Origin of the sequence: Archaeoglobus sp. UBA230, from assembly GCA_002507545.1 — an archaeon.
In the GTDB taxonomy this organism is placed as follows: domain Archaea; phylum Halobacteriota; class Archaeoglobi; order Archaeoglobales; family Archaeoglobaceae; genus Archaeoglobus.
On the sequence record DAVR01000030.1, the window covers coordinates 36,142 to 56,654 of the forward strand.

Consider the following 20,513-nt stretch of genomic DNA (forward strand, 5'->3'; position numbering starts at 1 on the left):
GGCTAATCCCAGTTTACAATTACATCTTCTATTCTGAAATCTGGCTTGACGTATGATTCTTCTACCGGCGTTTCGTAACCGTGTTTATACATGAGTAAGCCAGTGTAGGCGATCATCGCTCCGTTATCTCCAGCAAGCTCCTTTGGTGGCACAAAGAACTTTGCTCCCCTGTCCTGACACATGATCTTCAGCATATCCTGAAGTCTTCTGTTCGCAGCCACACCCCCAACTAGAAGCACCTCATCAAGGTCGAGGTAAGCGAGTGCCCTTTCAGTGACCTCCGTCAGCATGGCAAAAGCAGTTTCCTGAAAGCTGAAAGCTACATTTTCCATGCTTATTCCAGAATCGTAAAGTTTCTGCGCTGCTGTAACCATTCCGCTAAAGGAGAAGTCCATACCCTTCACCACGTAGGGCAGGCTGTAGTATTTCTCTCCTCTCTCTGCCAACTTCTCTATCTTCGGCCCTCCGGGATGCTTCAAGCCCATATGCCTTGCGAGCTTGTCTAAAGCGTTTCCTATTCCTATATCCAGCGTCTCGCCGAAAACCCTGTATCTCTCACCTCTTCTCGCTATAACCTGGCTGTTTCCACCACTAACATACAAAGCAACAGGCTTCTTTGCTCCTGTCTTCCATCTTCCAACCTCAACGTGAGCCAGACAGTGATTCACACCAACCAGAGGCCTTTTGAGCTTTAGAGCTAACAACCTCGCTGCAGTCGCAATAACCCTCAAGCAGGGACCCATCCCCGGACCCTGAGAGAATGCAATGAGGTCAATTGAGTTCTTATCCACTGTTTCAAACAATCGGGATAAAAGAGGTGCTATTTTCTCGCTGTGATGCTGCGAAGCTTCTCGCGGATGGATGCCTCCCTCCTTAGGGATATAGGGATCATTCAGCAGAGCTATTACGTCCTTCTCATCAACAACTCCGACGCTTAAACTCCATGCTGTGCCCTCGATTCCAAGAGCAATCATTTTGCTTTCTTGAACTCAGTGTATCCACATTTCCCGCAGCTAAGTCTGTCCTTATGCTCTGCTAAAAATACCCCTTCACCGCATCTGGGGCAGGACTTCCTCTTCCTTACAACCTTCTCGCCTTTAATCTCGTAAAACCTATATACACTATCGGAGCCTTTCGCCATGCCTACCAATCCTCCTTAAGCTTCTTCTCCCTCTCCCCCGCCTTCTGCTTCTTCAGCACTCCCTTCTTCTGCTTCACTTTCAGCAGCCTTAAGGTTCCTTTCGATGATATAGTCTTCCTCAATGGCTTTCAAATCTTCAACAGTATCGTATATCTTCACGTAACTCTTCGCTTCTGTCTTTCCGAATTCGGTCTTTATGTAGTCCACTACGACTCTTTCCAGCTCTGCATTCATCAGCCCGGCAATCTTTGCCTTCACCTCTCCTCTCGATGGGGTTTTGCCGTCAAAGCTGAGTCTGCAGTAAACCTCTTTTCTCTTGAGCAGCGGGTTGTACCTCTCATTCTCCACGTAAACTTCCAAACGAATCACCTCCTGTCAGCTCTACCAGCTCTTCGCATTCTCCAACTCTTTCCATTCTCTTTAAGAGGTTGAGTATTAGAACCTTCTTGTTGGGCTCGATCATAAGTGCCACCACTCCTTCGTGTGGTTGACCGTAGATTATAAGAGACTTTTCAGGAAGAATAATGCCGAGAGGCATTACAGCAAGGTCCTCTTCTCCGTCAACAAAGACTAGCACCTTCCTACCATTCACAGCCACATCAACAGCTCTCTTCAACGCGGAAATCAGCTCACAGGTAATATACCCAGCCGGGTTGAAGGTCTCAATCTTCTCTTCAAAAAAGTCAGATTTGAAATCCACTTTATCCTCTCTCAGAGTTTTGCCATCTACTACCGCAATATCTGGATTTAAACCAACTTTCACCGCCGAGGCACTTACCAAATCTCCGACGCAGCAGAGGAGTTTGCAGTCCTTAACCTCTTCAACTTTAAGAAGTAACTCATCTCCCTCTCCTTTGTAAAGTCTTCCGTGTGGCTTTGCAAGCTCCTCCCTCATCTCCTCAGGCAACCTGAGCCCCTTCAGTTGTTCCATAAACTCAACCCACTCTGAGTGCGTACTTTCCCGGAATTTTGATGTCAAGTCTCTTCGCTATCTCGCTCTTCTCAGGATCAATAATAACCACGTATCCATACCACTCCTTCGTGAGTTCACTGCTTCCACAATTCTTACAAATTGATGAATCCACATTTATGAACTTGCAGTTCCTGCAGGCAAGTTCTGCCATTACACTTCACTCTCCTTCTTTAGCTTTTCAATTTCCTCCTCAATCCACTTCAAAACACCAAGCCAAGGCTGCCTCATCGTTAGCCCTATCTTGCTCTTCTCTGGCTCTCTCTCTTTCAGACTCAAAGACACAATTCTTGCTCTGACCAAATCCCCCTCCTGCAGAACCTTCTTTGTCTCTCTTCCAACAAGCCTCTTGTTTTTCTCATCAAAAACCATATAATCGTCTGTAACCTGACTCATGTGGAGCAGAGCATCAAAGGGCCCTATGGAGATGAAAGCTCCAAACTCAACAACTTCGATGACTTCCCCTTCAACAACTTCCTGATGGATGGGTTTAAAGCATATTGCATTGAATACGACATCGAAATATGCTGCACCATCACCCTCGATTATTCTGCCCTCTCCAATTTCTTCGATACTTTCAATACCAACTATCATCCCATATTCTCTGTCCAACCTACCCTCAAACTGCTCCCAGAGGAGAGAGTTAATTACCGATTCAATATCCTCTCCAAGCTTAGATGGTGGAACCCTCACCGTGTCGCGAAGCTTTATACGAGCATACATAAAATCATCACCGCAGCTTTGCTCGGATGGAAAGCAATATAAATTTAACTTTGCGGAATACAAAATTGCAGAGAACTATTGTTATTTTTGTAAGATAGCAAATAGCAAAATATAAAAATACAATACGCTACAACTGCACATGACATTGAGAAGATTTGTCCCACTAATTGTGCTTTTAATGCTGGCTGGTGCAAGTGCTGCATACGTGTATTTCATGACCAAAGGCAGCATAGTAATCTTTGACTCAAGTCTTGAGGTGAGTCCTGAGAGTTTCAGTGTGGATATCGCCAAAGGCGGTCATTACGTCAAACAGATCACAATAAAGAATACTGGAGCAGAGAGAGAAATTTACTTTGAAGACGTCATTGAAGGTGCTGACAGCAAAGCGATTGATGTTACTTACCATACGACTGATGGGACAACGATTTCAAGTTCCAACAAACTTACAGTTCCCGCTGGCACTTCCGACATCCCTGCTGAGGTTAAAGTCAATGTGCATATTGACGTAGATGAGGATGCTCCAGAAGGGGAGTATACTGTATACATCCAAGCAAGGAGCTAAAGATTTAAAAAATGGTGGGAAGAGTATTGGTGATGGGTAAAGTTGCGCTGGTATCTCTTGGCGGTGCAGGAACGAGCGTTATGCGAGAAGTGACTAAAGCAAATTTAGATATTGACATGTATAACGTTAATTCCAAGAGGTCTCTGAAGAATGTCAAATATTACGGTTTCGAGGAAATAGAGCTTCTGGCAGATGAATTGAAAAATTACGATACCGTTGTACTAACCGCTGGACTCGGTTCAACTGGCGGAGATGCGTTAGTAAAGCTCTACCACTTGCTCGATACTGTTAGGAGAGTCTGCTTTCTAATATCCCCATTTTATTTTGAAATAGACCGACTAATTAGGTCGAGAGGTCAAATTAGCCGGATTGTTAGCGACGAATTTGAAGGGGCTATTATTAGTCTGAACACTATTTTGAGAGAAGGTGTAGAAGGTGGTATCGTGAGCAAAACGCAACTTGAAAGAGCAATCTCAAAATTTGACAAGGAAATGGCAGAGATGATAGTAGACTTTATACCTGAGTTTCAGTAAATGTTAATTACCTTGCAACATTACTTCCACAATGATGGACGAGAAGAATCTCAGAATTATGGAGGGTATCGCGAAGGGGTTATCCCTCGACGAAATAGCCGAATATGCAGGGGTGTCCAAAAAGACAGCCTATAACAGAATAAAAGCCCTTGAAGATCGTGGAATCGTTAAAAAAGTAAAGAGAACATGGGAGATTGACTACAAGAAAGCAGAATGTGATACAATCGGGATTCTTTTACTCGGCGTACACAACGATTACGAGGGATTGAAGAAGATGATAACAAGGCTTGAAAAGTTCGATTTTGTTGAGAAGGTCTACAAGCTTGTAGGATCAAACTACAATCTACTCGTAGTTGTGAGGTATAAGAATTTGAAGGAGCTGGTTTCGGAGGGTGAGAAGTTCCTCGAGTGGCTGCAGAGAAGTGACATCAAGATAGACTCCATGGCTCAGTTTGTTGGCGAAACTGTTAAGGACAGTCAGCGAACGATTCTCGTCTGATTTTTACAATTTCATTGTAATTTAGCTGCTATTTTTGGAAAAACTATGAAATTAGTTTTACATTTGAGAGATAAATAAGCCAAAATTTAAATAAGATCATGACGAAAATGAAATATGAGAGTTCTGGTTGTTGGAGCAGGCACGATGGGACATGGAATAGCCGAAGTGTGTGCTCTCGCTGGTAACGAAGTAATCCTGAGCGATATAAGCGAAGAAGTGTTGAAAAATGCAATGAACAGAATAACATGGAGTGTGAAAAAGCTTGAAGAGAAAGGCAGAATTAAAGGAGCCGATGAGGTTGTCAGGAGGGTCAGAACAACAACAGACCTTGCAAGTGCCGCTAAAGAGGCAGACTATGTCATTGAAGCCGTTGTTGAGAAGACAGAGGTAAAACATGAGGTTTTCAAGGTTCTGGATGAGAATTGCAGAGATGACGTAATCCTTTCGACAAACACCTCAACCATACCCATAACCGATATTGCGAGCGTTACAAAAAGACAGGACAAGGTTGTGGGACTGCACTTTTTTAATCCGCCGACACTTATAAAGCTTGTTGAAATCATCAGAGGAGAGAAGACGAGCGATGAAACTGTCAAGAAGACAATAGAATTTGCAAAATCTATTGGGATGGACTACGTGCTTGTAGAAAAGGACGTTCCGGGTTTTCTGATAAATAGAATAAACATAAGGGTCTTTATTGAAGCGATAAGGCTTCTTGAAGAGGGGTTTAAGCCTGAACAGATAGACGCTGCTATTAGATACAGAGCAGGGTTGCCAATGGGCATTTTTGAGGTTGTTGACTTCAGCGGTGTTGATACCGTTTACAATGTCCTGCACGAGGTCAAGAAGAGGGGTTTTGAGGTAGAGGTGCCAGATTTGCTTGAGAACATGGTAAGCGAGGGTAGGCTGGGGATGAAAACAGGAAAGGGCTTTTACGAGTATAGCGGATTTTACGCAAGAGCAAAGATTTCAAAAGACCTCGCTTACAGCGTAAATCCAATACAGATTCTTTCTCCCGGGGTGAATGAAGCTGCATGGCTTATCAGGAACGGAATTGCGAGCAGGGAAGATATTGACAAGGCAACTGTAAAAGGTATGGGTTATCCCAAGGGAATTCTGGACTTTGCCGACAGCTACGGAATAGACAAGATAGTTACCATCCTTGAAACGAGAAAAGGAAAGACGGGCTTGAGGGAATATGAGCCTGATCCACTGCTGAAAGAGATGAAGGATGCTGGAAAACTTGGAAAGAAGACGGGTGAAGGCTTCTACAACTGGAAATACGAGCAGATTGATTTCGGACCTGTTAGATATGAGAAAAGACACAACTATGCAATGATAACTATGAGAAGACCTGAAAAGCTGAATGCGTTGAACGAGGAAATGTGGAAGGGATTGACAGAGGCTTTCAGGAGAGCAAGGATGGATGATGACGTGAGGGTTGCGGTTATAACCGGAGAAGGTAGGGCTTTCTGTGCTGGAGATGACATCGCTGTAATGGGTTCATGGAAGAGCTTCAGAGACGGGGTTGAGTTCTTTGAGAAGATAGCAATGCCTCTTGTCGAGGAGCTTGCAAGCTACGACAAGCCGATAATTTCCCTCGTGAATGGTAACGCCTTTGGAGGTGGAATGGAGCTCAACATGTTCTTCGACATAGTGATTGCAAGCGAGGATGCGAGCTTCGCAATTCCTGAGGGGTTGATAGGGGCTATACCACCTCTCGCAGCTTCCTTTGGCTATGCCATTTTCGGAAGAAAAATAGCCCACTATGCACTTACCGGTGACATCATGGATTCAAAAGAGGCAAAAGAGCTCGGACTCGTTGATGTCATAGTTCCAAAGCAGTGCCTTGAGGATGCTGGAATTGAGTATGTTGACAAGGTGTGCAGAGTTGCACCCCTTTCGACAAAGGCGATAAAGAGGTCAATGAATGCAGTGAGACAGCTTTACAGGAATGCAATTGAGCTCGCCGGAAAAGAGATAGAGCTTCTGATACCAACAGAGGACTTTGCCGAGGGTATGAGAGCCTTCGTGCAGAAAAGGAGACCTGAGTGGAGGGGTAAGTAAATTTTCGCTTTGATACTCAGTTTGTTCCAATTTTTTTCGCTTTTTATTTAAATTTGGAAGAATCAGAACGTATATTGAGAAGTCAAACATCTTTGAAAGTCTTCACTTGTTGATGAGTATCATTAAAACATTCTTAACACTTAATGAAAAAATTTATATGCCCAGCTTTGTCAAGACAATCAATGGAGGTGGGTGCGATGGAGTACACGGACTTTGTTGAAACTGTCAGAGGGTTCACCAAGATGGGGTTTGCAACTGGCAAGACTACGCTGGATTTGGTAAAGTTGGGCTTGGAGAGCTACGTGAACATGTACAGCATATACATGCGGCAGTTCATGCCCTCGGAGAGTTTTGAGAGCATAAAGAAAACAGTGGACATCTATCTCGAATCGCAGGCGAAGGTGCTCGACAATTTCAAAAAGCTCATTGACCAGATCGAAAAGCAGCAAGACGAAATCTTCAACAGACTTTCTGAAGTCGGCAAGACTACTGAAAAGAAGAAAAGCTAAATTTTTATTTTTTGAGGGATTAGAATGCTTCAGGGGCTTTCATCTATTTTTGGTAAAGTTCCCAAGGAGTCTTACGAGTTACTTGGAAGGAACATAGAAATAAGAAAAACACTTGAAAAAATTTATAGAGACTACAAAGCTGGTATCGAGATTAACACCAGAGATTTTGATTTAGTATTCAATGAAATCTTCAGATACTTCTTTCGACCACTTGAACTCACGATTATAGGTGCAAGACCACTTACATTTATTTTACCAACAAGAAAAAATATCAGTTTGTTTGAAACCTTCAGTAATACCTTTCAGGCATACGATGATTTTTTGAAGTCCCTCAGGGACCATTTCCAGCTCACTTTTAGCATTTTCGAAAAAGAAGGATACACAACGTTGCTAACTGATTCGATTAAAGAATTCAGAGAACTTGTCGAAAAATACGGGGATTTAGAACTTTACGATTTTGACAGGTACAAATTTGTTGCGGATTACCCCTACATTCTCACCAACAGGGCTCTGAAGCACATCTCTGAATCCTTTGAGGCATGGGAGAGATTTGGCAACGACTATTTTACTTTCAAAAACCTCATGAAGAGAACTTACAAAAAAGCTGTAGAAGAGTTCATCAACACTGCAAAGACTAAGGAATTTGGAAGCTATTCAGAATTTGCAAACGAGTTTTACAACATTGCCGCCAAACACTTCGATGAGTTACTGAGATCGGAGGAATATCTGAAGGTTCAGAGTAGCATGAATTCCAACCTTATGGATCATATATACCACTTCAGGAGATTTGCCGAGGAGGCGTTAGAGAACAATCCTCTAAATCCTTTCGCAACAGTGTCTCAGCTTGACGAAGCTTATAAGAGGATTACAGACTTAAAGAGAAAGATTTCGGAGCTGGAAAAGAAAATCGAAGAGATCAGTAAGGACAAGGTGGTGCAAGCATGATTGAGATACCGGAAACCAGACCGGGTGTTTGTGAGTTCGAGATCGAGATCGAGGACTGGCTTTTTAAACTGGCACACTTCAAATCCAAACCAAAACACAAAATTCCAGTTTTAATCTGCTATGCCTTCATAAATCGTCCCTACATCCTTGATCTTCATGAGGATGTGAGTGTAATCAAAAAAATGCTGGAAGCAAAGCTCGATGTTTGGCTGATAGACTGGGGATATCCGAAGAGAGCTGACAAGTATCTTCAGCTTTCAGATTATATTGACTTCATAGACAGGTGTGTGGAATACATCAGACAGAAGAGAGGTGTGGATGCCGTGACCCTACATGGATACTGCCTCGGTTCAACTCTCAGCATCATCTATACATCCATGTTTCCGGAAAAGATCAAGAATCTCGTTTTGCAAGCCCCTCCGGTTGACTTCTACACTACAAACACCTTGGCAGAGTGGGCAAGGAACATAAATCCTGAAAAGATTGCAAGAGCTCTGGGGAATGCCACTGGAGACATGCTGAACCTGTCCTTTTTACTGGTTGATCCGATCAGGCTTGTGGTAGGAAAATACCAGTCTCTACTGGACAATATGAACAATGAGAAGTTTTTGAGAAACTTCTTTTACATGGATCACTGGATATTTGACTCTCCCGCAGTTCCGGGGGGGATCTATGTTGAGTATATAACTCGGTGGTATCACAGGAATGAAGTAATAAACGAGACCTTCGACTACAGGGGCAGGACGGTGAATTTAAACAACATAAAAATGCCCACACTTATTCTTGCAGCTGAGAAAGACCACATAACTCCTCCTGAATCCGTCTTACCATTTTTTGAGAAAATACCATCAAAGGACAAGAAGATGATCCTGTCAGAAAAGGGACATATTGGCTTGACAGTCAGCAGCGCATCACAGAAGAAGGTCTGGCCGGAAGCTATAAAATGGATTGTGGAGAGGTCTGATTAATGTCGTTGCTGGAGGACTTGAAAGGGATTTACTCTAAAAAGGGTGGAGAGATTAAGCCCTTTGAGAAATTTAAGGGTGAAGTAAAAGAGGGATACAGGATAGAATACGAAAAAAGACTCACTGAAGCTGACGTAACATTCTTTGGACTTACATCAGGAGATTTGAATCCAGTGCATTTTGATGAGGAATTTGCAAGCAAAACGAAATTTGGTGGCAGGGTCGTTCACGGAATGCTCACGACAAGTCTTGTATCTGCAGCGGTTGCGAGGATGCCGGGCATCATTGTTTTGCTTGAGCAGAGTTTTCGATACGTTTCCCCGGTGAGAATTGGAGACACGGTAAGAGTAGAGGGGGTTGTTACTGAAGTTGTGAAGAACCGATGTAAAATTGACGTGAAGTGTCTGGTTAACGACGAGGTTGTTGCAGAGGGTTGGGTCAGGGTTCTGATCTGGTGACGTTAACTCTTTAACTCCTCCTCTTTATTTCTTATCATGCGCAGAAAAAGACTGAGGAAAAAGGAAGCAAAGAGAATCTCCGAGGAGTTGAGGGAGACTGCAGGTGTTGACGTTAGCGGAGACATGGATATCGTTGATTTTGGAGAAGTAAAGGTTATTCTCGTTAATAACGAACCTCTTTTGATTGAATACGACGGTAAGCATTACGTCTCGGTATATGGTGCAATAAAGCTGAAACCTGCGAAATATATGGTTAAGGTTGACGAGGGGGCGTTGAGGTTCATAATGAATGGAGCGGACGTTATGAAGCCGGGAATAGTTTACGCTGATGAAAGAATAATGGAGGGGGACTTCGTTTATGTTACTGTGGAGGGAAAGGAGAGCCCTATAGCAGTTGGAATCGCTCTGTGCAGCGGGAAAGAGATGAGAGAAGGAAAGGGAAAGGCTGTAAAAAATCTGCATCACTTGAAAGACAAAATCTGGAAACACTTTTATGGGTAAATTTAAAATTTTCAGCGATTACGTCTCTTATGGCTCTTGGGTTTGTGCTGATAAAGGTCTCACCGGGGAAGGAGAGAAGGGTTTACGATACCCTCGCAGGACTGGAAGAGGTTGAGGAACTGTACCCCTTATTCGGCGAGTATGATCTCATTGCAAAAATTGTCGTTAGAGACTTTGAGGAACTCAGCGATGTTGTTGTCAACAAGATTAGATCAATTGACGGTGTCGTGGAGACGAAAACTCTGACAGGGGCGAAATTCTGATGTTGAAGGGTCTGAGGATAATCGCGGAGAACAAGATAGGAGTCTTGAGGGATTTGACTGCCATTATCGCTGAAGAAGGTGGAAACATAACCTTTGCCCAGACTTTCCTAATCAAGCATGGGGAGTATGCAGGCAAAGCTTTGATCTACTTTGAAATTGAAGATGGAAATTACGAGAAAATGCTTTCAAGAATAAAAGAGCTCGATTCTGTTCTTGAAATTGAGGAAGAGGAGCCATTCGAGAGGGTCTTTGGCAAGAGGGTTATAATATTGGGTGGTGGAGCTTTGGTTTCTCAGGTTGCAATAGGCGCGATAAGCGAGGCAGATAGGCACAATTTGAGAGGGGAGAGAATTAGTGTTGACACGATGCCGGTGGTTGGAGAAGAGGAGATAGCCGAGGCTGTTAAAGCTGTATCGAGACTTCACAGGGCAGAAGTACTTGTGCTTGCAGGTGGAATAATGGGTGGGAAAATAACAGAGGAAGTTAAGAAGCTTAAAAAGAGTGGAATAAGTGTTATCTCTCTCAGCATGTTCGGTAGCGTGCCGCATGTAAGCGATATTGTCATCAGCGACCCAGTTATGGCGGGAACACTTGCAGTTATGCACATAAGCGAGAAGGCGAAGTTTGACATTGACAGGGTAAAGGGGAGGAGGATTTAGGCGATAACTTTTCCAACGATCTCCCACCACTTCTTATTGTTAATACACCCCGGATCAGGCTTAAGATAGTCTCCGAAGTAGTTATAGGCTCTTGCCCTGCAACCACCGCAAACATATCTAAACCCACATCTCCCGCATCCCTCAAGAATGTCCTTGTCCCTCAAGTCTTCGAAAACTGGACTGTGGAGCCACAAGTCTTCGAGATCATCCTCCCTCACGTTTCCAAGCTTCAGCGGGAAGAAGACGCATGGCTGCACATCTCCATTTGCTTTTATTGCAAAGTAGAACCTTCCTGCTCCGCAACCGCCAATGAACTCGGCCAGCTGTCTCAACCTTTCACCAGCGTTTACATTGTAGAAATGCGTTGGCATTATGCTCCCATGACACTGCAGAGCTACACGGGCAAACTGGGGAGCAGTTGAGAGCAGAGAGATGTTCGAGTTGTAGTTCTTTTCATACAACCACCTAAGCAGCTCCTCCCTTTGTTCGGGTGTGATTTCCGCCTCAAGCATCTCTCTCCCTCTCCCAGTGGGGATAAAGTTATAATGCATGAACCAGTCCACTCCAAGCTTCTCACAAAGCTCCACAACAGCAGGAACATCGTGATAGTTGTATCTGGTTACAGTCATAGACACGTTCACGAACAAACCAGCCTTCACAGCATTCTTTATCCCCTCAACTGTCCTGTCAAAACATCCGTTTATACCTCTGAATCTCTCATGTGTCTCCTTCAACCCATCAAGGCTTATCTGTGCATAGCTCACACCGCTCTCCCTCATCTTTTTTGCCATCTCTTCCGTGATCAGCGTCCCATTTGTTGCAATCGCCACGTAGATACCTTTATCAGCAGCATACATTGTCAGATCAAAAATATCTCTTCTCACAAGTGGTTCTCCACCCGAAAAGGCGATAATTGTTACACCGAGTTTATTCAGCCGATCAATAACGTCCAAAGCCTCTTCAGTCGTTAGCTCATCCTCCAAAGCCTTTCCCGCTGTTGCGTAGCAGTGCTTGCATCGAAGATTGCATGCATACGTTACATCCCACACAACTTGAAAGGGCGCTCCGGGAACGAAGGGTTTTCTCACGCCAAAGTGGGCTATCCCCTTTATCACGCTCGCCAAACCTTTTCTCCAGTATGGATCACCAAACTTCTCTTTAAGCTCCTCGAAGGTGACACTGAAAGCTTCAGCCCCTCTATTCAAGATTGGTTTGACAGTTTTGGCAGCAAGTTTGCACTTCCAGCAGGCATCTTCGCGATAACCTAAAGCCAATTCGAGTGCAACCTCAAGTCTGTTCTTTCCACAACTTTCACAGTAGTTAGAGATAAGTTTGAGGGTATTTTTCGTTAAGGGATTGTTTGCAATCTCGGCAAAAAGTCTCACCCCATCCATCCCTACCCACCCCCATGTTACTACGTGTCAGGATATATAGGTGTTACGCAAAATTTATTCCTATGTAGGAACATATTAATTCAGATATTATTAAATATCTGCAGCAGGGGGAGGAGAGCATGAAGAACCCGCTATCAGAGATCATGGAAATCGTGGAAAGAGTGAAATTCAAGCCATCAGACATCAGAATATACGCCCTGCTGCTTGAAAAGGGCGAGATGAGGGTAAGCGAGATAGCAAAAGAACTTGAACTTTCAACAAGATTCGTAAGGGACAGACTTAAAGTTCTCGTAAAAAAAGAAGTTGTAAAAAAGAAGCTCGTCGAAAGGGGTTGGGTTGGATACGTTTATACTGCCGAAAAACCATCCAGAGTTGTTGAGAAGCTAAAAACGGGAATAATTGGGGAGTTCGAGAAGCTTGAAAGGGCATTTCTGGATTGATCAAAATTTTACAAACACAGCAAAACCCTCTCCCACCCTCTCAACTCTTTCAATTCTGCACCCCATAATTCTGGAACTTCCATCGCAGATTGTCGGAGACTTTGACCCCCCGATAACCATTGGCGCAAAATAAATTCTCATCTCGTCCACCAATCCGCCTGAGACGAGGGATGAAATCAGCGTTCCACCTCCCTCGACCATTACTCTTCTGACGCCCCTTGAAAAGAGATGTTCCAGCAATCTACTGAGATCAACCTTTTCCTCACCAAAGACAGCCACTTCAGCACGCTGTGAGACCCTTCTTATCCTTTCCTCATCGGCAGCTTTGGAAACAGCAACAAGTGTTTTAGCCTCGTCGTTCAGAACTTTCGAACTCAACGGCACTCTGCACCTGCTATCAACTACAACTCTGAGTGGATTCTCATCCTTCTTTTCTTCCAGCCTTCTCTTTCTCAAATCCCTGCTCTTCACGGTCAGCCTTGGATCATCTGCAAGGACTGTCCCTATCCCAACCATGATAGCATCTGACTCAGCCCTTAACTCATCCACAATCCTCAAATCCTCATCACACGAAATTCTAAGCTGCCTTCTACTCTCATCGCTAATCTTCCCGTCAAGACTTGCTGCAACGTTGACAAAAACAAAAGGTTTCTGCAGAAATCTCACCCCTTAAAGTAGGGTTCTCTCTCCCCAACAACCCTTGCAATCGCATTCATTAGCTCTTCTCCATGCAAAACGTTAATGTCAACCACCGAATCCCTCAGGAGACAGGGCTTGAGCTTACCGTCTGAGGTAACTCTCATTCTGTTACAGTGCATGCAGAAGACGCTGTTGTCGAGCGGCTTTACGAACTCTATAACTCCTGATGGTGTAAAATACTGTGTCCTCCTGTGCATTGCCCTCACTCTCGTTTGTGTTGCTATCTTCGAGTACTTCCTTTCGAGAGTGGAGATGTCGAAGTAATAATTCTCAAAACCTGGAAACGGAATCAACTCTATAAGCTGCAGTATCGCTTTAATATCCTCTCCATTGAAGGAATTCGTGAATTTCAGCAGATCATCAACTTCATTCTCATTTATTCCTTTCATTACAATCATGTTTACCTTTACCGGCGTTAGATTTGCGTCACATGCTGCAGAGATGCCTGCTATTACTTTCTCAACGTCTCCAACTTTCGTTATGAATTTATACTTCTCTGGATCGAGTGTGTCGAGGCTCACATTTACTCTGCTTAAACCGCACTCCTTTAACTCTTCAGCATAATCTTCGAGCAATACGCCATTGGTCGTCATGGAAATTTCATCAAAAGCTGGCAGTTCCTGTATTATGTCGAGTATATCCTTGCGGAGAAGTGGTTCTCCTCCTGTAATCTTCAGCTTCTTAACTCCAAGCTTATAGAAGGCTTCCGCAATCTCGATTATTCTGTCGGCGGGCATCTCTTCTCCCGGATTCTTCTCGCCCTCTTTATGGCAGTAGAAACACCTGAGATTGCATCTGTTTGTCACCGCAATTCTCAGATTCGTTACAGCCCTTCCAAACCTATCTCTGAGCATAATTTTCCGGCCCTCTCCAAGTCATCTTTTGTGTTTATGTTGAAAAATGAAATCAGCTCTTTATCAAATTTTCTCAGGTTTTCAACTGGGTAATAAACAACTTCAAGATTCCTAAGGGGAGCCAGAATCATCCTTTCCCCCGATTTTATAGCTTTTTCGATCTCAACTACGGCAGTTCTTGAATAATATGCCAGAAGTGGCTCGGGAAATTTATGTTTTGGAAGTAATGCATCACAGCCACTCTCGATACCCTTTTCATAAATGTGCTCCAAGACCTTTCTCTTTACAAAGGGCATATCAATGGCTGTAACGACGCAATCGCCAAAATAGTTCAATGCAGCATGAATTCCGGCTATTGACCCCACATTTTTGAATGCATCTGCAATGAACTTACCCTCATACTGCTGTGAAAGCCAACTCACCTGCCTTTCATCCCTGCAAACAAAAACTGTTTCGTAGTCACTGTACTTCTCGATGGCTATCTCGATTAGTTTTTTTCCGCAAAGCCTTATTTCTGTTTTCTCCATTCCTATTCTTCTCCCTATCCCACCCACAAGTACAGCTATCCTCACTTCAATCCCTTTTTAGATAACATGTTGGGCTTCCGCCCTTAAACACTCCAACCGAAATAAGATTGGAGGGATAGCATGGGCGGAAGCCGTGTATACGTAGGTGTGGACGTACATAAGAATTTCTCCTTTGTATGCGTTATGAAAGAGAGCGGAGAAGTAATCCTGGAAAAGAAAGTAAGAACAGAAGAGCTTGAAAAACTCCTTGAGGATATAGAGAACAAAACAATCATATTGGAGCCAACAACAACAGCCATAAAACTTGCAAGAAAGCTCAGAAAGAACAATGAAATCCTTCTCTCCCACCCGTACAAAACAAAGCTTATAGCAGAATCTAAGAAGAAAACAGACAAAGTTGATGCAAGGGTTTTAGCAGATCTAGCAAGAACTAACTTCTTACCAACTGCATACCTTCCACCGGATGAAATAATGGAGCTGAGGGAGATAATAAGGGAAAGAATTAGACTGAAAAAGCTTTCAACTTCGATAAAGAACAGAATCCATTCAATCCTTGCAAAGAATGGAATAAAGTACGATAGAAATCTATTCACCTCAGAAGGAAGGGAATTCCTTTATTCATTAAACAACGAATGGATTAACCGTTATCTGAGAATCCTTTCATCAATCGAGAATGAAATAAAAGAAATAGACAGAGAAATAAGGCAGAAGTGCTTGGAAAATGAGGAAACCATGCTTCTAACAACTATCCCGGGAATAGGATTTTTCTCAGCCCTGCTAATCTACGCAGAAATAGGAGATGTAAAGCGTTTCCCAAACTCAAAGAAGCTCTGCAGTTATGCGGGATTAGTTCCCTCAGTAAGACAATCTGGAAACAAAGTTATTACGGGAAAGATAACAAAGGAAGGGAACAAACTTCTCAGGTGGGTTCTTGTTCAGTGTGCCTTTGTAGCAATAAGGAACGACGAGAAATTCAGAAATTTCTATGAAAGGATAAAACAGAGAAAAGGACCTCAGAAAGCCATAGTTGCAACAGCGAGAAAGCTTTTAACAGTCGTATATGCAGTACTAAGGGATAAAAAGCCTTATATAAGTTACACCCCTACAACATACGGTGAGGAGTTTACCCCGGTAACTAACTGGGCTTAGGTTTTAGTCTAAAGCCCGACGTTTAGATTGGGGAGAATTCCTCACCGAACGACTCGTTAAAGTGGGCTTTGAAGCCCGGATGGGAGTGTGTCGAGATCCATAGGTATGGAACTTGGCGGAAGCCCACATGGGAGTTAGCTATTTATTACACTTTCCAGAGTGTTGGTCATGGACGTCATTGAAGAACTGAGGACTTACAGAGAAAAGGATATCCCCTATTCGAGAGTGTTAAGCTCGATGTGCACAGTCCCACACCCGGTAGCTCTCAAAGCTCATAAGATGTTTGTTGAGACCAACCTCGGTGATCCGGGAATATTTGTGGGTACGGTTGAGCTTGAAAAGAAGCTGATGACGATGATTGGCAAAATTCTGCACTGCAAAACTCCTGCAGGTTACATATGCTCTGGAGGAACTGAGGCAAACATTCAGGGGATAAGGGCAGCGAGGAACATTCAGAGGAGGCAAAGAAGAGGGAATTTGAACATTGTTATCCCAAAAACAGCTCATTTCTCATTCGAGAAGATAGGAGACATTCTTGGAGTAGAGATAAGAAGGGCAGGAGTTGATGGAGAGTATAGGGTTGATGTTGCTGAGGTGGAGAGGCTCATTGATGACTCAACAATCGCCATCGTCGGGATTGCCGGTACGACAGAACTTGGACAGATTGATCCCATTGTTGAACTCTCAAAGCTTGCCGATGAGAGAGAAGTGGAGTTGCACGTTGATGCTGCTTTTGGTGGCCTTGTAATTCCCTTCATGAACAATCCCTATCCCTTTGACTTCCAGAACCGGGGAGTTTCGTCAATCACCATTGACCCTCACAAGATGGGGATGGCAACGATCCCGGCGGGTGGTATAATCTTCAGGGACGAGAGATATTTGAGAGCTCTTGAAGTTGAAACACCCTACCTCACCTCTAAAACCCAGTTCACACTCACCGGAACAAGACCTGGGACTGGTGTGGCTTCGGCTTATGCAGTTCTTAAACATCTCGGTTTTGAGGGCATGAAGAAGGTTGTTGATAGCTGCATGAAGAACACGAAAATTCTCGTGGAGGAAATGCGCTCTCTGGGTTTCGAGCCGATTATTGAGCCTGTGATGAACGTTGCTTCTTTTTTCACAGAGAAAGCTGAAAGGATAAAGGATGAACTTTACAGGAAAAAATGGGTTATATCAACAATTCGAGAACCAAGAGCCATAAGATTCGTTATAATGCCGCACGTGACAGATGAGGTCATCAAGGAATTTATATCTGATTTCAGAAAAGTTGTTGGCAAGATTAATTAGAGGTGGTAGAATGGAGGTTAGGCTTGTTGTTGATGGGGAAGATATAGAGATGAACGAGTTTGTGACAAAGGTCTTTGGCAGGGTGATCGAGGCCCTTGTTTCAACACTTAAGGGTGTCAACGAGGACTGGGATATCGTGAAGATCGAGGTAGTCAGGTGACCTCTTTGCCTATTAGAGAATGCGCCCGTATCTCAAAATACGTTCCGGGAAAAAGTGTTGAGGAAGTCAAAAGAATGTACGGGTTAGAAAGGGTTGTAAAGCTGGCTTCAAACGAGAACCCCTACGGGGCGAGTCCGAAAGCGATTGAGGCTTTTAAAAGTTACAGCGATCTTCACATTTACCCTGACCCAGAATATCGGAAGCTGAGAGAGAAGATTTCCGAATATACGGGCTGGGAATTGGACAGAGTCGTTGTCGCAGCGGGTGTTGATGGTGTTCTTGAGACTCTGTTCAGACTGCTGATAGATGAGGGTGATGAGGTAGTGATACCCATCCCGACCTTTCCCTATTACCACAACCTCACGAAGATGCACTGTGGAAGGGAAGTTCTCGTGAAAAGGTCGAGTGACGGATACAGTATTGACGACAGTATATTTGATGCCATTTCGGAAAAAACGAAGCTTGTAATAATTTGCAGCCCAAACAATCCGACAGGTAACGTCGAATCAGAAAAGCTCGTGAGAGAGATTGCTGAAAGCACCAAGGGAGTGGTTTTCCTTGATGAAGCCTACATTGAGTTTGCCGACAAAATTATTGACGTGGATTTGGATAACATCGTGATAGCAAGGACTTTCTCAAAGGCCTTTGGACTCGCAAACTTGAGAATAGGATACGCTCTGCTACCAGAGTGGTTAGTTGATCCATTCAAAGCCGCTTCAACCCCTTTCCCCATCTCAACCCCGGCAGAGAGGGCAGCAATTGCTGCACTTGAGGATATCAAATGGATGCTCGACTGCGTTGAAAGGATAAGAGCAGAGAGAGAAAGGGTTTACAAAGAAATACGGAAGTTTGTTGAGGTAAATCCCTCTCAAGCGAACTTCCTCTTTTTCAGAAGTCCGATTAATAATCTCGCCGAGGAACTTTTAAAGAGGGGGATCATAGTGAGGGACTGCAGCAGTTTTATCGGATGCGATAGCCATATCAGAGTCAGTATTGGAAAGCCAGATGAGAACGATATGTTTCTCAAAGCACTGAAGGAGGTTTTGGGTTGAAAAGGATGATTGCTCTCACAGGCACTCCCGGAACAGGAAAAACGGCTGTTGTGGATGTTTTGAGGAGAAAAGGATACAGAATTACTTCAGTTGTTGAACTTGCGAGACTCCACAATTGCATTCTCGATGAGGATGATGAAGTAGTTGTTGATGTGGAAAAGCTCTCCAAGTTCAAATTTGATGGAATTGTTGAAGGTCACCTCTCTCACCTCCTCTCTCCCGATCTGTCCATCGTGCTGAGGTGCAATCCGGTCGTCTTGAAGGAAAGGCTATCAGGAAGAGGATGGGGTGAGGAAAAGGTAATGGAGAACGTTGAGGCGGAGTTACTCGATGTAATACTTGTTGAGGCGCTGGAGAAATGTGAGGATGTTTATGAAATAGACACGACTAACCTCAGTGTAAGGAAAGTCGCGGAGATCGTTGAGAGGATCATATCTGGAGAGGGAGAAAGATATAAGCCGGGAAAAATAGACTGGTTGTCTGAGCTTGAAGACAGGCTTGAAGACGTTGTGAGGTTTTAGAGTATGAAGGAAGGTTTTGCCAAGATAGAATGGGCAGAGAGACACATGAAGGTTCTGGCAAAGATCAGAGAGAAATTCAGAGCAGAGAGACCTCTTGAGGGTTTGACGGTTGGAATGGCTCTGCACGTGGAGGCAAAAACTGCAGTGCTCGTCAAAACACTCATAGATGGTGGGGCAGAGGTGGTGATCACGGGCTGCAACCCGATGAGCACACAGGATGATGTGGCTGAGGCTTTGAGGGAAATGGGCATTGCCTGCTTTGCCAAGCGTGGAATGTGTGTGGAGGAATACTACGATGCCCTGAGGAGAGTTATAAAGGCAGAGCCGGACATAGTTATAGACGATGGTGCAGATTTGATCTTCCTTCTACATGGAGAGATGAAGGACTACGCGAAAAAGGTTAAGGGAGCGAGTGAGGAGACAACAACAGGAGTTATAAGGCTAAGAGCGATGGAAAGGGAGGGTGTGCTTCTTTTTCCTGTTATAGCCGTCAACGATGCCTACACAAAATATTTATTTGACAATCGTTACGGCACAGGGCAGTCAGCGATTGATGGAGTGCTGAGAGCCACAAATATGCTAATTGCCGGTAAAAACGTCGTTGTTGCCGGTTACGGCTGGTGTGGAAGGGGAATCGCCATCAGGGCGAAGGGGATGGGTGCAAATGTGACAATCACAGAGGTTGACGAGATTAGGGCACTTGAAGCTGTAATGGATGGCTTCAGGGTTACGACGATGGATAAAGCTGCAGAATACGGGGACATCTTCATCACTGCAACCGGGAACAGAGATATTATTAGAGAAGAGCACATCAGGAAGATGAAAGATGGGGCAATTCTGGCAAATGCAGGACACTTCAACGTGGAGATAGACATCAATGCCCTCGAAAGAATGGCAAAGGCAAAGAGAGAGGTGAGGAAATACGTTACAGAGTACGATCTCGGCGATAAGAAGGTATACCTGCTGGCAGAGGGGAGACTCGTCAACCTCGTTGCAGCAGACGGGCATCCGATAGAGGTTATGGATATGAGCTTCTCCAATCAGGCTCTTGCAGCTAAATACATTGCAGAGAACTGGAAAAAGCTGGAAAGGAAAGTTTACAGGATGCCAGACGAGCTTGACAGAGAGGTCGCGATGATGAAGCTCGAATCCATGGGAATCAAGATTGATGAGCTTACGGAAGAGCAGATAAAATATCTCAGCGACTGGAGGTGCGGAACTTGATCTGGACCTACAAAGCTTTGAACAATCCTGCTGCGAGGAAAAAGTGGCTCTATTTTGTCCTCTTTATACTCCTCGTGGGCTTTGGATACGCTGCATTCAGAGCGCTCACTGGGGATATATCAGGAAGGCTGTTGATTGCCACAACGCTATTCACACTCTTCGTGAGTCTGTATACAATCATAACCCTCGGAAAGCCAAGGCACTACTACATTGAGGAAGATCATGTCTACTACAAACCCTTCAAAACCAATCTGAAGAAAATAGAAGGATTTGAAGTTGACGAAAGCAAAATGCTGATCAAACTTAAAGGTGCAGGCTTATTCTCTGTCAGAACACTATATTTTGAAAATCTTGACGACCTCAGACAGGTAGAGCGAAAGCTTAAAAGAATTGCTGGGAAAATATAAAAAA

At 44.1% G+C, this 20,513-nt stretch carries 29 protein-coding genes; 19 read left to right on the forward strand and 10 right to left on the reverse strand.

Going from position 1 to position 20,513, the window contains the following annotated elements:
• Positions 1 to 2: 2 nt before the first annotated feature.
• From BP688_RS09870 to rpoE, 6 genes are read right to left on the reverse strand one after another with little or no spacing between them, the layout of a single operon-like run.
• Entirely contained in the window at positions 3 to 974 is a 972-nt protein-coding gene (locus tag BP688_RS09870) for a bifunctional N(6)-L-threonylcarbamoyladenine synthase/serine/threonine protein kinase (RefSeq protein ID WP_290596406.1), read from the reverse strand.
• Positions 971 to 1,141 carry a 30S ribosomal protein S27ae gene (locus BP688_RS09875; protein ID WP_290624040.1) on the reverse strand — a complete coding sequence of 57 codons (171 nt, stop codon included), beginning with the start codon at positions 1,139 to 1,141 and terminating at the stop codon, positions 971 to 973. Before BP688_RS09875 ends, BP688_RS09870 begins: the two co-directional genes overlap by 4 nt.
• 15 nt (positions 1,142 to 1,156) lie before the next feature.
• Complete coding sequence (locus BP688_RS09880) at positions 1,157 to 1,501, reverse strand: 30S ribosomal protein S24e (RefSeq protein ID WP_290596408.1); 345 nt, start codon at positions 1,499 to 1,501, stop codon at positions 1,157 to 1,159.
• Positions 1,479 to 2,072, reverse strand: coding sequence for a GTP-dependent dephospho-CoA kinase family protein (locus tag BP688_RS09885; protein ID WP_290596409.1), 594 nt, complete (start codon positions 2,070 to 2,072; stop codon positions 1,479 to 1,481). Before BP688_RS09885 ends, BP688_RS09880 begins: the two co-directional genes overlap by 23 nt.
• A 4-nt stretch (positions 2,073 to 2,076) precedes the next feature.
• Positions 2,077 to 2,265, reverse strand: a complete 189-nt coding sequence (gene spt4, locus BP688_RS09890) for a transcription elongation factor subunit Spt4 (RefSeq protein WP_290596410.1) — start codon at positions 2,263 to 2,265, stop codon at positions 2,077 to 2,079.
• Positions 2,265 to 2,834: a DNA-directed RNA polymerase gene (gene rpoE / locus BP688_RS09895; RefSeq protein WP_290596411.1), complete on the reverse strand. Its 570-nt coding sequence runs from the start codon at positions 2,832 to 2,834 to the stop codon at positions 2,265 to 2,267. Before rpoE ends, spt4 begins: the two co-directional genes overlap by 1 nt.
• A gap of 139 nt (positions 2,835 to 2,973) precedes the next feature.
• Between rpoE and BP688_RS09900 the strand changes: the two genes are divergently transcribed.
• From BP688_RS09900 to BP688_RS09950, 11 genes are all read left to right on the forward strand, one after another.
• Positions 2,974 to 3,396 (forward strand): hypothetical protein, encoded by a 423-nt coding sequence (locus BP688_RS09900; protein ID WP_290596412.1) that lies wholly within the window; start codon positions 2,974 to 2,976, stop codon positions 3,394 to 3,396.
• A gap of 32 nt (positions 3,397 to 3,428) precedes the next feature.
• Positions 3,429 to 3,929 carry a hypothetical protein gene (locus BP688_RS09905; protein ID WP_290596413.1) on the forward strand — a complete coding sequence of 167 codons (501 nt, stop codon included), beginning with the start codon at positions 3,429 to 3,431 and terminating at the stop codon, positions 3,927 to 3,929.
• Between the two features lie 31 nt (positions 3,930 to 3,960).
• Positions 3,961 to 4,428 carry a helix-turn-helix domain-containing protein gene (locus BP688_RS09910; RefSeq protein WP_290596414.1) on the forward strand — a complete coding sequence of 156 codons (468 nt, stop codon included), beginning with the start codon at positions 3,961 to 3,963 and terminating at the stop codon, positions 4,426 to 4,428.
• Positions 4,429 to 4,542: 114 nt separating this feature from the next.
• The gene (locus tag BP688_RS09915; RefSeq protein ID WP_290596415.1) at positions 4,543 to 6,495 is read left to right on the forward strand and encodes a 3-hydroxyacyl-CoA dehydrogenase/enoyl-CoA hydratase family protein; all 1,953 of its coding nucleotides are present in this window, start codon (positions 4,543 to 4,545) and stop codon (positions 6,493 to 6,495) included.
• 182 nt (positions 6,496 to 6,677) lie between these two features.
• Positions 6,678 to 7,004 carry a hypothetical protein gene (locus tag BP688_RS09920; RefSeq protein ID WP_290596416.1) on the forward strand — a complete coding sequence of 109 codons (327 nt, stop codon included), beginning with the start codon at positions 6,678 to 6,680 and terminating at the stop codon, positions 7,002 to 7,004.
• A 24-nt stretch (positions 7,005 to 7,028) separates the two neighbouring features.
• Positions 7,029 to 7,949, forward strand: coding sequence for a poly(R)-hydroxyalkanoic acid synthase subunit PhaE (locus tag BP688_RS09925; RefSeq protein ID WP_290596417.1), 921 nt, complete (start codon positions 7,029 to 7,031; stop codon positions 7,947 to 7,949).
• A complete protein-coding gene (locus BP688_RS09930; RefSeq protein ID WP_290596418.1) occupies positions 7,946 to 8,917 on the forward strand; it encodes an alpha/beta fold hydrolase in 972 nt (323 codons plus the stop codon). The genes BP688_RS09925 and BP688_RS09930 overlap by 4 nt, the downstream gene beginning before the upstream one ends.
• On the forward strand, positions 8,917 to 9,372 hold the full coding sequence (locus BP688_RS09935; RefSeq protein ID WP_290596419.1) for a MaoC family dehydratase: 456 nt from the start codon (positions 8,917 to 8,919) through the stop codon (positions 9,370 to 9,372). The genes BP688_RS09930 and BP688_RS09935 overlap by 1 nt, the downstream gene beginning before the upstream one ends.
• A 36-nt stretch (positions 9,373 to 9,408) precedes the next feature.
• Positions 9,409 to 9,873 carry a DUF1947 domain-containing protein gene (locus tag BP688_RS09940; protein ID WP_290596420.1) on the forward strand — a complete coding sequence of 155 codons (465 nt, stop codon included), beginning with the start codon at positions 9,409 to 9,411 and terminating at the stop codon, positions 9,871 to 9,873.
• 29 nt (positions 9,874 to 9,902) lie between these two features.
• On the forward strand, positions 9,903 to 10,136 hold the full coding sequence (locus tag BP688_RS09945) for an Lrp/AsnC ligand binding domain-containing protein (protein ID WP_290596421.1): 234 nt from the start codon (positions 9,903 to 9,905) through the stop codon (positions 10,134 to 10,136).
• Positions 10,136 to 10,795 carry a DUF5612 domain-containing protein gene (locus BP688_RS09950; protein ID WP_290624039.1) on the forward strand — a complete coding sequence of 220 codons (660 nt, stop codon included), beginning with the start codon at positions 10,136 to 10,138 and terminating at the stop codon, positions 10,793 to 10,795. The genes BP688_RS09945 and BP688_RS09950 overlap by 1 nt, the downstream gene beginning before the upstream one ends.
• On the opposite strand, the gene BP688_RS09955 is transcribed toward BP688_RS09950, so the two are convergent.
• The gene (locus BP688_RS09955; protein WP_290624038.1) at positions 10,792 to 12,189 is read right to left on the reverse strand and encodes a radical SAM/SPASM domain-containing protein; all 1,398 of its coding nucleotides are present in this window, start codon (positions 12,187 to 12,189) and stop codon (positions 10,792 to 10,794) included. The genes BP688_RS09950 and BP688_RS09955 overlap by 4 nt on opposite strands.
• Before the next feature lie 119 nt (positions 12,190 to 12,308).
• On the opposite strand from BP688_RS09955, the gene BP688_RS09960 reads away from it, so the two are divergent.
• Positions 12,309 to 12,629 carry a transcriptional regulator gene (locus BP688_RS09960; protein WP_290596424.1) on the forward strand — a complete coding sequence of 107 codons (321 nt, stop codon included), beginning with the start codon at positions 12,309 to 12,311 and terminating at the stop codon, positions 12,627 to 12,629.
• On the opposite strand, the gene BP688_RS09965 is transcribed toward BP688_RS09960, so the two are convergent.
• Genes BP688_RS09965 through BP688_RS09975 form a run of 3 tightly spaced genes read right to left on the reverse strand, consistent with a single transcriptional unit; the run spans position 12,630 to position 14,754 of the window.
• A complete protein-coding gene (locus BP688_RS09965) occupies positions 12,630 to 13,295 on the reverse strand; it encodes a 2,5-diamino-6-(ribosylamino)-4(3H)-pyrimidinone 5'-phosphate reductase (RefSeq protein WP_290596425.1) in 666 nt (221 codons plus the stop codon).
• Positions 13,292 to 14,182 (reverse strand): GTP 3',8-cyclase MoaA, encoded by an 891-nt coding sequence (gene moaA / locus BP688_RS09970; protein ID WP_290596426.1) that lies wholly within the window; start codon positions 14,180 to 14,182, stop codon positions 13,292 to 13,294. The genes BP688_RS09965 and moaA overlap by 4 nt, the downstream gene beginning before the upstream one ends.
• On the reverse strand, positions 14,152 to 14,754 hold the full coding sequence (locus tag BP688_RS09975; protein ID WP_290596427.1) for a molybdenum cofactor guanylyltransferase: 603 nt from the start codon (positions 14,752 to 14,754) through the stop codon (positions 14,152 to 14,154). The genes moaA and BP688_RS09975 overlap by 31 nt, the downstream gene beginning before the upstream one ends.
• A gap of 75 nt (positions 14,755 to 14,829) precedes the next feature.
• On the opposite strand from BP688_RS09975, the gene BP688_RS09980 reads away from it, so the two are divergent.
• From BP688_RS09980 to BP688_RS10010, 7 genes are all read left to right on the forward strand, one after another.
• Complete coding sequence (locus tag BP688_RS09980) at positions 14,830 to 15,858, forward strand: IS110 family RNA-guided transposase (RefSeq protein ID WP_290596428.1); 1,029 nt, start codon at positions 14,830 to 14,832, stop codon at positions 15,856 to 15,858.
• Positions 15,859 to 16,026: 168 nt separating this feature from the next.
• Positions 16,027 to 17,145 carry a tyrosine decarboxylase MfnA gene (gene mfnA, locus BP688_RS09985; protein ID WP_290596429.1) on the forward strand — a complete coding sequence of 373 codons (1,119 nt, stop codon included), beginning with the start codon at positions 16,027 to 16,029 and terminating at the stop codon, positions 17,143 to 17,145.
• 10 nt (positions 17,146 to 17,155) lie between these two features.
• On the forward strand, positions 17,156 to 17,305 hold the full coding sequence (locus BP688_RS09990) for a hypothetical protein (protein WP_290596430.1): 150 nt from the start codon (positions 17,156 to 17,158) through the stop codon (positions 17,303 to 17,305).
• Positions 17,302 to 18,357, forward strand: coding sequence for a histidinol-phosphate transaminase (gene hisC / locus BP688_RS09995; RefSeq protein ID WP_290624622.1), 1,056 nt, complete (start codon positions 17,302 to 17,304; stop codon positions 18,355 to 18,357). Before BP688_RS09990 ends, hisC begins: the two co-directional genes overlap by 4 nt.
• A 5-nt stretch (positions 18,358 to 18,362) precedes the next feature.
• Positions 18,363 to 18,878 (forward strand): adenylate kinase family protein, encoded by a 516-nt coding sequence (locus BP688_RS10000; protein WP_290624051.1) that lies wholly within the window; start codon positions 18,363 to 18,365, stop codon positions 18,876 to 18,878.
• Positions 18,879 to 18,881: 3 nt separating this feature from the next.
• Positions 18,882 to 20,102, forward strand: coding sequence for an adenosylhomocysteinase (ahcY, locus tag BP688_RS10005; RefSeq protein WP_290624036.1), 1,221 nt, complete (start codon positions 18,882 to 18,884; stop codon positions 20,100 to 20,102).
• Positions 20,099 to 20,509 carry a hypothetical protein gene (locus BP688_RS10010; protein ID WP_290596433.1) on the forward strand — a complete coding sequence of 137 codons (411 nt, stop codon included), beginning with the start codon at positions 20,099 to 20,101 and terminating at the stop codon, positions 20,507 to 20,509. Before ahcY ends, BP688_RS10010 begins: the two co-directional genes overlap by 4 nt.
• The last annotated feature ends 4 nt before the right edge of the window (positions 20,510 to 20,513 follow it).

Coding starts and splice junctions, on each gene's coding strand:
- BP688_RS09870 (WP_290596406.1), bottom strand. CDS start 974: ATGATTGCTCTTGGAATCGAGGGCACAGCATGGAGTTTAAGCGTCGGA.
- BP688_RS09875 (WP_290624040.1), bottom strand. CDS start 1,141: ATGGCGAAAGGCTCCGATAGTGTATATAGGTTTTACGAGATTAAAGGC.
- BP688_RS09885 (WP_290596409.1), bottom strand. CDS start 2,072: ATGGAACAACTGAAGGGGCTCAGGTTGCCTGAGGAGATGAGGGAGGAG.
- spt4 (WP_290596410.1), bottom strand. CDS start 2,265: ATGGCAGAACTTGCCTGCAGGAACTGCAAGTTCATAAATGTGGATTCA.
- rpoE (WP_290596411.1), bottom strand. CDS start 2,834: ATGTATGCTCGTATAAAGCTTCGCGACACGGTGAGGGTTCCACCATCT.
- BP688_RS09900 (WP_290596412.1), top strand. CDS start 2,974: ATGACATTGAGAAGATTTGTCCCACTAATTGTGCTTTTAATGCTGGCT.
- BP688_RS09905 (WP_290596413.1), top strand. CDS start 3,429: ATGGGTAAAGTTGCGCTGGTATCTCTTGGCGGTGCAGGAACGAGCGTT.
- BP688_RS09910 (WP_290596414.1), top strand. CDS start 3,961: ATGATGGACGAGAAGAATCTCAGAATTATGGAGGGTATCGCGAAGGGG.
- BP688_RS09915 (WP_290596415.1), top strand. CDS start 4,543: ATGAGAGTTCTGGTTGTTGGAGCAGGCACGATGGGACATGGAATAGCC.
- BP688_RS09920 (WP_290596416.1), top strand. CDS start 6,678: ATGGAGGTGGGTGCGATGGAGTACACGGACTTTGTTGAAACTGTCAGA.
- BP688_RS09925 (WP_290596417.1), top strand. CDS start 7,029: ATGCTTCAGGGGCTTTCATCTATTTTTGGTAAAGTTCCCAAGGAGTCT.
- BP688_RS09930 (WP_290596418.1), top strand. CDS start 7,946: ATGATTGAGATACCGGAAACCAGACCGGGTGTTTGTGAGTTCGAGATC.
- BP688_RS09935 (WP_290596419.1), top strand. CDS start 8,917: ATGTCGTTGCTGGAGGACTTGAAAGGGATTTACTCTAAAAAGGGTGGA.
- BP688_RS09940 (WP_290596420.1), top strand. CDS start 9,409: ATGCGCAGAAAAAGACTGAGGAAAAAGGAAGCAAAGAGAATCTCCGAG.
- BP688_RS09945 (WP_290596421.1), top strand. CDS start 9,903: ATGGCTCTTGGGTTTGTGCTGATAAAGGTCTCACCGGGGAAGGAGAGA.
- BP688_RS09950 (WP_290624039.1), top strand. CDS start 10,136: ATGTTGAAGGGTCTGAGGATAATCGCGGAGAACAAGATAGGAGTCTTG.
- BP688_RS09955 (WP_290624038.1), bottom strand. CDS start 12,189: ATGGATGGGGTGAGACTTTTTGCCGAGATTGCAAACAATCCCTTAACG.
- BP688_RS09960 (WP_290596424.1), top strand. CDS start 12,309: ATGAAGAACCCGCTATCAGAGATCATGGAAATCGTGGAAAGAGTGAAA.
- moaA (WP_290596426.1), bottom strand. CDS start 14,182: ATGCTCAGAGATAGGTTTGGAAGGGCTGTAACGAATCTGAGAATTGCG.
- BP688_RS09980 (WP_290596428.1), top strand. CDS start 14,830: ATGGGCGGAAGCCGTGTATACGTAGGTGTGGACGTACATAAGAATTTC.
- mfnA (WP_290596429.1), top strand. CDS start 16,027: ATGGACGTCATTGAAGAACTGAGGACTTACAGAGAAAAGGATATCCCC.
- BP688_RS09990 (WP_290596430.1), top strand. CDS start 17,156: ATGGAGGTTAGGCTTGTTGTTGATGGGGAAGATATAGAGATGAACGAG.
- BP688_RS10000 (WP_290624051.1), top strand. CDS start 18,363: ATGATTGCTCTCACAGGCACTCCCGGAACAGGAAAAACGGCTGTTGTG.
- ahcY (WP_290624036.1), top strand. CDS start 18,882: ATGAAGGAAGGTTTTGCCAAGATAGAATGGGCAGAGAGACACATGAAG.